General features: G+C 71.1%; 8 protein-coding genes. 2 read left to right on the plus strand and 6 right to left on the minus strand.

Going from position 1 to position 12,451, the window contains the following annotated elements:
* Positions 1-2: 2 nt before the first annotated feature.
* From ACIHCQ_RS39255 to ACIHCQ_RS39265, 3 genes are all read right to left on the minus strand, one after another.
* Entirely contained in the window at positions 3-4,781 is a 4,779-nt protein-coding gene (locus ACIHCQ_RS39255) for a DNA repair ATPase (RefSeq protein ID WP_399673497.1), read from the minus strand.
* Between the two features lie 82 nt (positions 4,782-4,863).
* Positions 4,864-6,909, minus strand: coding sequence for a flotillin family protein (locus ACIHCQ_RS39260; RefSeq protein WP_399673499.1), 2,046 nt, complete (start codon positions 6,907-6,909; stop codon positions 4,864-4,866).
* 52 nt (positions 6,910-6,961) lie between these two features.
* Positions 6,962-7,573, minus strand: a complete 612-nt coding sequence (locus ACIHCQ_RS39265; protein WP_399673501.1) for a hypothetical protein — start codon at positions 7,571-7,573, stop codon at positions 6,962-6,964.
* 162 nt (positions 7,574-7,735) lie between these two features.
* On the opposite strand from ACIHCQ_RS39265, the gene ACIHCQ_RS39270 reads away from it, so the two are divergent.
* Both ACIHCQ_RS39270 and ACIHCQ_RS39275 read left to right on the plus strand, forming a co-directional pair.
* A complete protein-coding gene (locus ACIHCQ_RS39270) occupies positions 7,736-8,797 on the plus strand; it encodes a PucR family transcriptional regulator (protein ID WP_399673503.1) in 1,062 nt (353 codons plus the stop codon).
* Positions 8,798-8,870: 73 nt separating this feature from the next.
* Positions 8,871-9,329, plus strand: a complete 459-nt coding sequence (locus ACIHCQ_RS39275; protein ID WP_399673505.1) for an archease — start codon at positions 8,871-8,873, stop codon at positions 9,327-9,329.
* Between the two features lie 42 nt (positions 9,330-9,371).
* Here ACIHCQ_RS39275 and ACIHCQ_RS39280 read toward each other — a convergent pair whose 3' ends face one another.
* The 3 genes from ACIHCQ_RS39280 to ACIHCQ_RS39290 all read right to left on the minus strand — a co-directional run.
* On the minus strand, positions 9,372-10,787 hold the full coding sequence (locus ACIHCQ_RS39280; RefSeq protein ID WP_399673507.1) for an RtcB family protein: 1,416 nt from the start codon (positions 10,785-10,787) through the stop codon (positions 9,372-9,374).
* 52 nt (positions 10,788-10,839) lie between these two features.
* A complete protein-coding gene (locus tag ACIHCQ_RS39285; protein WP_399673509.1) occupies positions 10,840-11,580 on the minus strand; it encodes a spermidine synthase in 741 nt (246 codons plus the stop codon).
* 55 nt (positions 11,581-11,635) lie between these two features.
* A partial coding sequence (locus ACIHCQ_RS39290; RefSeq protein ID WP_399673511.1) for a ribonuclease J occupies positions 11,636-12,451 on the minus strand: 816 nt, incomplete at its 5' end.

Raw genomic sequence — 12,451 nt, forward strand, 5'->3', positions numbered from 1 at the left:
TGCTACCCCGAATGCCCCTCGTTGGACCGGTCCATGTGCTCCGTGGCCCGCGTGATGGCCGTCTCGACCGCCGCGACCCGGTCGGCCAGCAGCCCCAGCGCGGCGACCGCCCGCCCGAGGGCGTCGTCGCCCGAGCCCCCGAGAGCCTGGGCGCGGACGTACGCCGAGGTGATCGTGTCCCAGCGGGCGGCCCGTTCCCCGGTGAGCGTGGACCGCAGCGCGCCCAGCTTGAGCAGGTTCGCCTCGGCCTCGGTGGTCAGGGTCTGGGCCTCGCCCGCGTAGTGGTCGTCGATCACGGCGGCCAGCTCGGCGTCGTTCATGACCGGGGAGACGCGGGCCGCGATCTTGTTCATGTTGCGGTACGAGCCCTGGAGCTGGAACGGCGGCTCCGTGCGGCTCGCGTCGGCCTGGGCGGCGGACGCGATGTACGCCTCGTTGACCGCGAGGACTGTCTCGCGGGCGGTGAGCAGATGGCGCAGCACCGCCAGAATCCCGTCCAGCTCGGCCGGTGCGTACGGGTGGGTGAGCCGGTCACGGCGGGCCGTGACATCCCCGGCCGCCAGGCGCACCAGCAGCTCCACATCCGCCCGCTCGCGCCCCGCCAGCGGCGCGAGAACCGGGTGGGAGGTGAGCGCGTTCTCGATGAAGCTCAGCGCGAAGACGTCCTCCTTGCCCGTCAGGACATCGCCCAGGTTCCACACATCGGCGCGGTTGGCGAGCATGTCGGGGATGCGGAAGCGCTGCCCGGACTCGGTGTACGGGTTGCCGGCCATGCAGACGGCGAAGCGCTTGCCGCGCAGATCGTGGCCGTTCAGGGTGCGGGTGGCGTCGCACAGCGGGATGAACTTCTGCAGCAGCTCCGGCGAGGTGTGCTGGATGTCGTCCAGGTGGAGCAGGACGTTGTTGCCCGCCTCCAGCGCGAAGTTGATCTTCTCGACTTCCTGGCGGGCGGTGGCGTCCGGTGCCTGAGCCGGGTCCAGGGAGGTGACGCCGTGGCCCAGCGCCGGTCCGTCGACCTTCACCAGCAGCAGGCCGAGGCGGTCGGCGACGTACTCCATGAGCGTCGTCTTGCCGTAGCCGGGTGGCGAGACGAGCAGCAGCAGACCGCTGCTGTCCGTCCGCTTGCCGTCCCCGGCGGCGCCGAGCTGCTTGGCGAGGCTGTCACCGACGAGCGGCAGATACACCTCGTCCACCAGGCGGTTGCGCACGAAGGACGACATGACGCGCGGCCGGTACTCGTCCAGGCGCAGCCGCTTCCGCTCGGCGGCGACCAGCGCGCTTCTGCGCTGCTGATACGCGCGGAAACCGGGCGCCACCCGGCGCGCGAAGTCACCCGTCCTGGCGAGGAACTCGTCCAGCCGCAGGCTCAGACCACCCCGGACAATCCTCGGGTGCGCGCCGAGCAGGCCATCCGCCCTGGTGGTCAGGGCGCCCTCCACGTCATGGCGATCAAGGTCCGGGCAGACCTCGATCGCCACCGCCTCGGCGAGGTCACCCGCGTCGACGTCCTCGCCGCAGGAGGCGGCGTACGCGACGAGCCACCCCTCCACGAGGCGCGGCGCGGCGGCCCCGTCCCCGTCGGCGTACGGCGACGAGCCCACCGCCTGGCGGAACTTGTCCAGCAGCGTGCGCGCCGCCGGGCCGGTCGCGAAGGATTCGCCGGTGGCCAGCTCCTCCACGAGGTACTCGGCGGCGAGGCTGCTCAAAGCTCCCGCGGCGGCGAGTTCGGCGCGCAGCGTGTCGAGGGCCGGCGCCGTCCCGAACATGTCCCGCGCCCGCACCAGCGACGTGGCCTCCCGCGCCCACCCCTCCCGCGCCCCCGCTGTTGTCCCATGGGCCCAGAACAGCTGGGCCGCCGCGCGCTCGGCGGCCGGGTAGCGCAACAGCCCGGCCTGCTCGTAGAGCGCAAGGAGTACGACCAGGATGGCTGCCGCGTCGTGGTCGTGGACGCCGCGCTCGTACCCCTCGTCGTACGCAGCCTCCGCGGCCTTCCGGCAGAGCACCGCCACATCCGATCCGGCCAGCGCTTCCGCGCCGTGCTCGGCCAGGAGGCGCGCGGCAAGGTACTCCGCCCGGTAGACCTCGGCGTTCTCGGACGGCAGGAGCTGGTCCCAGTGGGCGCGGGTGTCCGCGAACTCCGGGTCGGTGACCGGGCGCCGGTAGTCCGTGCCGGTCAGCGCGTACGCCAGCCCGCCGTCCCCGTCCCCGTCCCCGTCCCCGTCTCCGTGCGGTACGAGCGTGAGCTCCGGCGGCTGCGTGGAGACGGCGAACCGGTGCCGCCCCAGCCGGATCGTGTGACCGCCGTCCGCGAACAGCTCGTTACGGTCCCGCAGCGCGCGCCCGGCCTCCTGACGGGCCGCCTTCAGCCGCCCCTCCAGCTCCTCCGCCCGCACCTGGTCACCGAGCTCGCGCAGCTCGCCGGCGGTGCGGCGGACCTTCGCCGCCATGGGGTCGGACGCGAAGTACGTGTGGACCGCGTCGAGGCTGTCCAGGGTGGCCGCCCGGCGGGCGATCGTCTCCAGAACCCGCCCGGCCGACCCGGCGAGCCGCTCCGCGCGCCGGGCGCGCGTGTCCTGGAGCGTCTGCTTACGGCCCGAGAAGGCGTCGTGCGCCTCGGCGCGCTTGTCGGCGATCTCGGTGAGGAAGCCGTCGTGGTCGGCGAAGCGCGACTCCAGGGTGTCCAGCTGGAGCAGCAGCCGGGCGAGCTGCGCGTCGCAGGTCTCCGGGGTGTCCGCCGCGGCCAGTGCGCCGGTGACCGACTGCCCCAGCAGCGCGAACTCGGCCGCGAACGCGGCCCGCCCCTCCTGGTCGAGGAGCTCATGGCGCCGGGCGGCCAGGGTCGCGCGGGCGCGGTTGAGCCCGCCCAGCACCTCGGCGATCCGCTCCAGGATGGCGGTGCGCACGGTGGCGTCACCGAGATCCAGACCGGCGACGACCTCGGTGAGGGTCTGGAGGGCGAAGACGTGCCCGTCCAGCCGCCCGGCCACGGCCGCCGCCTCGGCGGCCGTGGCGATCGCCACGGCGTCGGCGGTGAGCTGCTCAACCTCCGCGTGGTGAAGGGCGAAGGCGTCGTCGCGCTGGAGGAAGGCCACCGCCCGCTGCGCGGTGGAGACGATATGCGCCTCGGCGTCCTCGGCGAGCGCATCGATGGCCGCCGCGTCCGCGTACCGCAGCTCCTTCAGGGTCACCAGACGACCCTGGGCGCGGCGCAGTTCGGTGATGCGCTCGATCCACTCCTCGGCGGTGGCGGGCGCCTCGCCGCGGACCCGCCGCACCAGCCGCCTCAGGTCCTCGGCCGACTCCGCGAGCGCATCGGCGGCCCGGCGGGTCAGGGACTGCACGGACGCGAACTCCGCCAGCACCTGCCCGGCGGTGGCCCGCAGCTCCTCCAGCGGCGTGCGCAGGTCCCCGGCGTCCGCGTCGCCCAGCCAGTGGAAGCGGTCGCCCGCCCGGGTGCAGGCGGCGACCAGCGCCTCGTACAACTCGCTGGTGGCGGTGGTGTCCGAGACCTGCCGGGCGATGGCGAGACAGTCGGAGATGCCGCGTACGAGGTCGGCGTTGCCGATCCGGGCGAGCGGCCCCTTGCCGACCGGGGCGTGGGCAGCGGAGACGTACGGAGTCCGCCACACCTGCACGGAGTCGCGTCGCAGAGCGATGAGTGTGCCGTCGTCGAAGAGTGCGTAGCCGTGGCAGGACAGCGGTGCGGCGACCTCTTTGCGGATGAGGTTGTACGAGAGCAGAAGGGTGCGGCCCGCCGCCCGGGCGTGGAACGCGAACAGCACGTCCTCGCCGTTCGGCGACCGGACGGCCCGCTCGAACTCCAGGCCGGAGACGTCCGTATCGAAGGTCTTCACCGCACCAGTGGTCAGGCAGTAGCCGCCGGGAAAGGCGATCCCCTGGTCGTCGGGCAGCCGACGGCAGGACTGACCGATGCCGTCCAGCCGGACCACGCCCCTGGTGAGCGTGTTGAAGACCAGATGGCGCGCGGTCTCCTCTTTGTACGGCCTCACCCGCAGCACGATCAGCGCGCCGACGACCGCGTACGCCACGTCGGCGTCGGCGAGCGACTGCAGTGGTTCGTCCACCGGCTCGCTGTGGACGCCGTCCGGGGACTCCGTATCGTCGTCCGTCTTCACGGTGAGCGTGCCGCCGACCGTCGCGACGAAGACCGTGCCGTCGGTGAGGGAGATGTGCGGATGCCGCCCCAGCACGTGATCGTCCCGGGTTGTCGCGACCCAGGAGAAGTCGTGCGAGGCGGGGAAGACATGGTCGCGCTCGCCCCGGGCGTCGAGGAAGCGAGCCTGTCCGGACGGCGACAGCGACCAGCGCAGGACGCGGATGTCCTCCGCCTGCTCCCCGGTCCGGAACACGGCCAGCAGCTTGCCCTCGACATGGCGCAGCTGAAGAAGGCGCGCGCCCTGGAAGTAGCGGTGCAGCGCGGCGAATTCCCGTACGAAGGCGGGGTCGTCCAGCAGGCCGGGCACCGCGCCGTCCGGGAGCCGGTTCAGGTCGCGGTCGTAGAGGGCGAAGACCTCGGCGGCCGGGGCCTCGTAGCCGACGAGCAGCGCGTCGCCGACGGCGACGAGGTCACGCGGTACGAGGTGCTGCTCCGTACGGATGTGCTCGGTACCGACGAGGGCGAGCTCGGTGGCGCCGAAAGCCGTCACACGCGCGGAGTTGAGGGCTTCGGCACGCCGGGCCAGCTCGGCGGCCTGCGCACCGAGGCGATCACGCAGCACCTCGTACGTACCGGCGTCCAGCCCGCTTCCCGTCCCTGCCATTTTCTGACTCCCTCGTATACGTGATTGATCTCCGGAGCTGCCGCCCCCCGCGCGGCAGCTCCGGAAGCCTCAGGACCGGTGATCAGCTCTTCGAGGTGCCGTTCAGCCCCGCGAGCTCGGCCACCGGCATGTCCGCCAGCCCCAGCTGCCGCGCCTTGGCGATGAGCTCGTCCAGCTGCCCCGAACCGGCCGGCATCAGCTTCATCAGCAGCGCCGACACCGTCAGGTTCTGCACATCGGCGGTGGACACCGACCCCAGCACCTTCGTCAGGTCCTGGGTGAACGACGCCGAGCCGTCCAGCCACGGCCCGGCGAGCGCCTGCGCGGTCTGGGAGTGCTGGAAGAAGCCGTCGACGCTCTGGCCGAGCGACATCGCCCCCACGATCCGGTCGAAGAAGACGGACTCGCCGCCGACGATGTTGATGTCGGCGCTCTCCAGGCCGGTGGCGAGCACCGTGGCCTGCGCCTCGGCAACCTGCCGCTGCACATCGAGCCCGGCCAGCCGGATGTCCTTCTCCGCCTCCAGGCGCAGCCGGAACTCCTCGTGCCCACGGGACGCCTCGTCCAGCGCGGCCATCGCGGCGGCCTTCTCGGTGAGGCCCGCGGCCTCGGCCTTCAGCTTCTCGCCGATGGCGGTGGCCTCGGCGAGGGCCTTCTCCCGGGTGCCGACGGCCTCGGCACGCAGCCGCGCCTCGGTCGCGCCGGCCTCCGCGCGGCCCGTCTTCTCGATGGCGTCGGCTTCCTTCTCCCGTACCTGTACGGCGGCGAGGCCCTCGGCCGCGGCCTCCGCCTGGATGCCCTCCGCGAGCCGGACCTTGGCACGGGCGTCCATGTCGGCGGCCTTGTTGCGGGCCTCGGCGAGCGTGAGCTCCTCGGCCGCCCGGTGGACGGCGGCCTGCTCGGCGGCCTCGGCGGCCTTGATGTCCTTGACGAGGTGCTCCTGCGCCACCGCCTCGGCGGCGATGATCACGACCTGCCGCTTGCGCTCGGCCTCCTCCACCGCGCGGAGCTTCTTGATGGACTCCTCCTGCTCGGCGACCGTACGATCCACCGCGACGCGCTCGCGGATGACCTCGGCGATGTCCCGGCGCTCCGCCTCGACCTCCTTCTCGGCGGAGATACGGGTCAGTTCGGTCTCCCGGTCCCGGGCGATGACTTCGAGCAGACGGTCCTTCTCGATGCGCTCGTTCTCGATGGCGATGACCCGCTCGCGGTTCTTCTGGGCGACGGCGATCTCGCGCGCCTGATTCTCTCGCTGCACGCCGAGCTGCTCCTCGGTCTTCAGGAAGGCGCTCTCCGCCCGCAGCCGCTCCTCCTCCACCACCCGCGCCGTCTCGGCCTCTTCCCGGGCACGTACGGTCCCGATCTCCCGCCGCTGCTTGATCTCGGCGTCCGCCTGGCGGCGCTCCAGCTCCAGGATCGCCTCACGGGCGTCGACGTTCTGGCGGGTGAGCTCCTTCTCCTCGTGCCGCTGGAACTCGTTGGTGCGCACATGCTCGATGGCCGTCAGCTCGGTGATCTTGCGGATGCCCTGGGCATCCAGGATGTTGGCGGCGTCCAGCTGCGCGAGCGGCGTCTGCTCCAGGTAGTCGATCGCCGCGTCCTCAAGGCTGTAGCCGTTCAGATCGGTGCCGATGACCTCGATGATCCGGTCCCGGAACTCGTCGCGCTTGGTGTAGAGATCGGTGAAATCGAGCTGCTTGCCCACGGTCTTGAGCGCCTCGGAGAACTTCGCGTTGAACAGCTCCTGCAACGTCTCCCTGTCGCTCGCGCGGGTCGTGCCGATCGCCTGCGCGACCTTGATGACGTCCTCGACGGTCTTGTTGACCCGTACGAAGAACGAAATGCGGATATCGGCGCGGATGTTGTCCTGGCAGATCAGGCCGTCCCGGCCGGTGCGCGAGATGTCGATGACCTTCACCGAGATGTCCATGACCTCGGCCCTGTGCAGCACGGGCAGTACGACCTGGCCGGTGAAGGTGACGTCCACCTTCCGCATCTTCGACACGATCAGCGCCTTGCCCTGCTCCACCTTGCGGAACAGCCGGCTGATCACGAAGAGCAGAGCGATGGCGATGAGCAGGACAACGGCGATGAGCACGCCGATGCCCAGGGTGATGGCATCCATGAGAGTCCTCGGGTGAGAGGTGGAAGAAGAGCGAAGGCTCAGAAGTCAGAAGTCAGAAGGCGGTACGGGGGTCCAGCGCCTTGTCGTAGGGCGCGACCCAGAAAAACTCGCCGGTGTCGTCGTACGCGTACAGCAGCCCCGTGGAGCCCAGCGCCAGCGGGTCGGCGCCGTTCTGGCGGACCTGTACGACGGCTGTGGAGCCGTCCCGCGCCCTGACCTCCGCCTGGCCGAAGCCCGCGTCCACCCAACCCGTGCGGATCGTGCAGGTCAGTCCGACGAAGTCCAGCCGGGACGGCCCGGGTTCATCGGGGAACAGCTTCGCGAGCCGCCGTACGAGCAGCCCCGTCACGCGCCAGGAGACGATCAGCGAGGAGAAGAGCAGGACCACGCCCAGCAGATGGAGAGCAGCGCCGGACATCCCCGTACGAGCGAGGAGTACGGAACCGGAGAGGCTGCCGAACCACGACAGGGCGATCAGCAGCGAGGCCGACACCGCGACCGGCACCCCGCCGAGACCCAGCGCGTCGCTGTCCACATCGGCGTCGAAACCGTCGTGGGCAACCGCGCCGCCCACCACCAGCAGCCAGAACCCGATGACCACGACGAGAGCCGAGGTGAACAACACCGTGGGGAATCGGACAGCGGCATCGAGAAACTCGCCCATCGATCCTCCCCATTTTTCTTCCCGGCGTCCGGTCCGGTCATCCTGACAGCGGGGCACGTCTGTTCGCATTGCCGTCCACCGGCAATGTTTACGGCGCCTTGATGCCGGTCGCCGCCCCTCCGGGCCGCCATGCAACCCTTGACACCAACTGGGGGAGGGGCCATGGCGGATCAGCACATACCCGAGGAGTACCTGGACGGGTATGTCCGCATCCTGTCGGATGCCTGCGAAACCGGCAGGAACCTGACCCGCCAGGAAAGGGAATCGCTGCGGAACCATGGAGAGCGTGCCGCGGAGGCGGGCATCGGGCTGCGCGCCCTGGTCCGTGCCCATCTCGCCGCCGCCGGTACCGTCCGGGCCGGGATGCCCGGCTCCGCCGCCGACCACCTGCTTGCCGCCGTCGAGCAGGCGGTGGACGCCTTCGCCGAGGGCCATGAACGAGCGCAGCATCTGGCGGTACGTCAGGAAGAGGCGGCGCGGCGCGAGTTCATCGACGACCTGCTCTACGGGCGCAGCGACCTCGGCCGGCTGGCCGAGCGTGCCGAGCGCTTCGGGCTGCTGCTGTCCCACGCCCACGCCGTCGCCGTGGCGCAGGGCCCCGAGCCGTACGACGACGGCTACCCGGTTACCCGGCAGATCGCGTCGTCCCTCGTGGCCCGGTTCGGAGACCGTCGCATCCTGCTCACCACGAAGGACGGCAGACTGATCTGCATCGCGCCGGGTGACCAGTCCGATGTGCTGAGCTTCTTCGCCAAGCAGGCGTACGCGGCCACGGACGGTGGCCGGGTGGCCATCGGCCGCCCCCACCCGGGCGCGGGCGGAGTCGTCCACTCCTACGAGGAGGCGCTCAACGCCCTCGACCTCGCCGTCCGTATGAACATGGACCAGCCGGTGCTGCACGCCGCCGATCTCCTGGTCTATCCCGTCCTCACCCGCGACCGGCAGGCCATGGCCGACCTGGTGTCCAGTGTGCTCGGCCCGCTCGAACACGCACGCGGGGGAGCGCAGCCGCTGATCGACACCCTTACGGCGTACTTCGACACAGGGTGCGTGGCGGCCGAGGCGGCCCGGCGGCTGTCGCTGAGCGTGCGGGCGATGACGTACCGCCTCGACCGTATCCACAAGCTGACGGGCGCCGATCCCGGTGACCCGGTCCACCGCTACACACTCCAGACGGCGGTGGTGGGGGCCCGCCTGCTGGACTGGCCGGGCCAGAAGATCTGACGGTCCGCCCTCCACGTACGTTGCCGGTTTCCGGCAAAGGTATGTTCCCGGCCCGGTGGGGCACGCGGTTGGCATGGCCGGTGACACAGGCGGCGGCGACAGCCGGGCGCGGCAGCAGGGCGAGAGCGGGCATCGCGCGGTGCCGCACACGGCGGACATACGGATCGAGGCATGGGGGCCGAGCCGGGAACAGTGCCTGGTGGAAGCGGTCCTGGGGATGGTGGAGTGCTTCGCGGACGTTTCCGGGGTACGGCCGAGTGCCGTACGGCAGGTGCGGGTGGCCGAGGCAGCCGACGAGGACGTGCTGGCGGACCTGCTGGACGAGGTCGTTTTCCGGCTGGAGGTGCACGGCGAGGTGCCGGTGGACGTGGAGGCGGAGCCGGTCGACGGCGGTCTGGATGTGCGGCTGGCGGTGGCCGAACTGGAGCGGGTGCAGATCAGCGGTGCGGTGCCGAAGGCTGTGGCCTGGAACGAGTTGCGGCTCGGGCCGGGCCCGTACGGCTGGTCGTGCGCGGTGACGGTCGATGTGTGACGTATAGGACGCAGACGTATGGGACGTATAGGGCGGCGGGCCTTATCCCTTCACCACGCCGAGGGGGACGAGGCGGGCCACCGTGCGGCACAACCCCGCGCCCTCGCTCGCCTCCACCACGGCGGTGACGTCCTTGTACGCCTCCGGGGTCTCCTCGGCCAGGCCCCGCCAGGACAGCGGACGCACCGCGACGCCGTCCGCCTCCATCCGGGCGCGCAGCTGCTTGCCGCCGATGGTGCGGGCGGCCTGGTGCCTGCTCATCACGCGGCCGGCGCCGTGGCAGGTGGAGTGGAAGGCGCCGCCGCCGTTGACGCCGGTCAGGACGTACGAGGCGGTGCCCATCGTGCCGGGGATGAGCACCGGCTGACCGGCGCCGCGCAGGTCCTCGGGCAGGTCGGGGTGGCCGGGCGGGAAGGCGCGTGTCGCACCCTTGCGGTGGACGCACAGCCGCCGGCGGTCACCGTTCCCCACTGGGTGTGTCTCGACCTTGGCGAGGTTGTGGGACACGTCGTACACCAGCGTCAGGCGGGCCCCTGTCTCACGCTGGAAGACCTGGCGGGCGGCCTGGGCCAGCACCTGGCGGTTGGCGCGGCCGTAATTGGCGGCGGCGGCCATCGCTCCGAGATAGGCGCGGCCCTCGGGGGAGTCGACGGGGGTGCAGGCCAGCTGCCGGTCGGGCACATGGATCCCGTAGCGCGCCATGGCGCGGTCCATGGCCCGCACGTGATCGGAGCAGATCTGGTGCCCGAGCCCGCGCGACCCGCAGTGAATCATGACGCAGACCTGGTCGGCGGCGAGCCCGAAGGCGGCGGCGACCGGCTCGTCGTAGATCTCGGCGACCTGCTGGATCTCCAGGAAGTGGTTGCCCGAGCCCAGGCTGCCGACCTGTCCGAGGCCACGCTCGCGCGCCCGCGCGTTGACCTGGTCCGCGTCGGCGCCGGCGACCGCCCCGCCGTCCTCGCAGCGGGTGAGGTCGCGTTCTTCGCCGCGGCCCTGCTCGACCGCGTACCGGGAGCCGTCCGCGAGGACCCGCTCCAGCTGACCGTGGCCACTGAGCCGCCACACCCCGCCCGGCCCGGCGCCGCGCGGGATCACCTGGCCGAGGCCGTCCATGACGGCGCCCAGCGAGGGCCCGAGCGCCTGCCGGTCGCAGTTGGCGGCGAGCAGCCGTACACCGCAGGAAATGTCGAAGCCGACCCCGCCGGGCGAGACGACGCCGCCCGCGTCGATGTCGGTGGCGGCGACGCCGCCGATGGGGAAGCCGTAGCCCCAGTGGATGTCCGGCATGGCGTACGAGGCACTGACGATGCCGGGGAGTGTCGCGACGTTGACGACCTGCTCCAGTGACTTCGCGGCATCCCGCAGCAGCTCCCGGGACGCGAATATCACCCCGGGCACCCGCATCTCGCGCTGCGGATCGATGCGGAAGCGGTAGGGACTTTCCTCCACGAGCTCCACGCGCTGGGAGTACCCGTGGCGGGCAGAACCATGTCCCGGATCGTTCAGCGGATCACGGCCGAACGGTGGCCGCTTTCCTCGCCACGTAGACGGTGTTGGTCGCGGTGCCTCCTTGCAGCGGATTGTGGAAGTCGACCACGTGGGCCTCCGCCTCGGCGAAGACCTCCGCGAGCGTGGCGGTGAACGGGTCGTCCGGCGGGTCGTTCGACCACAGGGCGAAGACGCCGTCCGGGCGGAGACGCTCGGCCAGCGCGCGCAGCCCCGCCGGCTGGTAGAGGGCCGCGTGCCGGGGGTGCAGCACATGGCGGGGTGAGTGGTCGACGTCCAGCAGGATGGCGTGGAAGAGGCGGCCGGGCTCCTGGGGGTCCAGACCGAGGGAGTCGCCGACCATCGCGAAGAAGTCGCCGTGGACCAGGCGGCAGCGGGAGTCCGACACCAGAGAGGTACCCAGTGGCACCAGCCCCCGCTGGTGCCACTCGATGACCTCGGCGAGCGCGTCGACCACGATCAGCGAGCGTACGCGCGGGTCGTCCAGGGCCGCCCGAGCGGTGTACCCGAGACCGAGCCCGCCCACGGCGACGTCGAGCCCGTCCAGCTCGGCGCTGGGCAGCTTCGCCAGGCCGAGCCGGGTGAGCGCGATCTCGCCCGCCGTGAAGAGGCTGGACATCAGGAACTCGTCGCCGAGCTTCACCTCGTACACGTCGTCGCCCGAGACCGGGTCCCTTCGGCGCCGCAGACTGATGTCGCCCATGGGGGTCGGGCGCCAGTCGATCTCCTCGAAACGCAGGCTCATCCGTTCACCTTCCTCTTCGCCCCTTCGCCTCTTCGCCCGTTCGTCCCTGTCGATGTCAGGCGTCGATGATGATGGGGATGATGAGGGGTTTGCGGCGGTGTGTGCGGAAGGCCCATGAGGCTACGGCGCGGGCGATCAGCTGTTCGAGTTGGTGGGCGTCGCCGACGCCTTCTTCGGCGGCTTTGGCGAGGGTCTTCTCGATGACGGGGATGACGGGCTCGAAGGTGGTGTCGTCGTGGACGAAGCCGCGGGCCAGGAAGTCGGGGGTTTCGGTGAGGGCGCCGGTGTCGGCGTCCACGATGGCCACGACCGTGACCACGCCTTCTTCGGCGAGGGTGAGGCGGTCCTTGAGGGAGGCTTCGGTGGCGCCGCCGACGGTCATGCCGTCGACGTAGACGTTGCCGGCGGGGACCTTGCCGGTGATGGAGGCGCGGCCGTTGACGAGGTCCACGACGACGCCGTCCTCGGCGATGACGACGCGGTCGGGGTCGACTCCGGTGCGGATGGCCAGGTCGGCGTTGGCGCGCAGGTGGCGCCATTCGCCGTGCACGGGCATGACGTTTTTGGGTTTGACGATATTGTAGCAGTAGACGAGTTCGCCGGCGCTGGCGTGTCCCGAGACGTGGACCTTGGCGTTGCCCTTGTGGACGACGTTGGCGCCCCAGCGGGTCAGGCTGTTGATGATCCGGTAGATGGCGTTCTCGTTGCCGGGGATCAGGGAGCTGGCGAGCAGGATGGTGTCGCCCTTGCCGATACGGATCTGGTGGTCGCGATTCGCCATGCGGGAGAGGGCGGCCATGGGCTCGCCCTGGGAGCCGGTGCACACCAGGGCGATCTTGTGGTCGGGGAGCTTCTCCAGCTCCCTCATCTC

The organism is Streptomyces sp. NPDC052236, assembly GCF_044548015.1.
Classification (GTDB): Bacteria; Actinomycetota; Actinomycetes; order Streptomycetales; family Streptomycetaceae; genus Streptomyces.

What these genes read in the sequence shown, in the direction of transcription:
- ACIHCQ_RS39265 (WP_399673501.1), bottom strand. Translation starts at nt 7,573, where the DNA reads ATGGGCGAGTTTCTCGATGCCGCTGTCCGATTCCCCACGGTGTTGTTC.
- ACIHCQ_RS39260 (WP_399673499.1), bottom strand. Translation starts at nt 6,909, where the DNA reads ATGGATGCCATCACCCTGGGCATCGGCGTGCTCATCGCCGTTGTCCTG.
- ACIHCQ_RS39255 (WP_399673497.1), bottom strand. Translation starts at nt 4,781, where the DNA reads ATGGCAGGGACGGGAAGCGGGCTGGACGCCGGTACGTACGAGGTGCTG.
- ACIHCQ_RS39285 (WP_399673509.1), bottom strand. Translation starts at nt 11,580, where the DNA reads ATGAGCCTGCGTTTCGAGGAGATCGACTGGCGCCCGACCCCCATGGGC.
- ACIHCQ_RS39275 (WP_399673505.1), top strand. Translation starts at nt 8,871, where the DNA reads ATGGCCGGTGACACAGGCGGCGGCGACAGCCGGGCGCGGCAGCAGGGC.
- ACIHCQ_RS39270 (WP_399673503.1), top strand. Translation starts at nt 7,736, where the DNA reads ATGGCGGATCAGCACATACCCGAGGAGTACCTGGACGGGTATGTCCGC.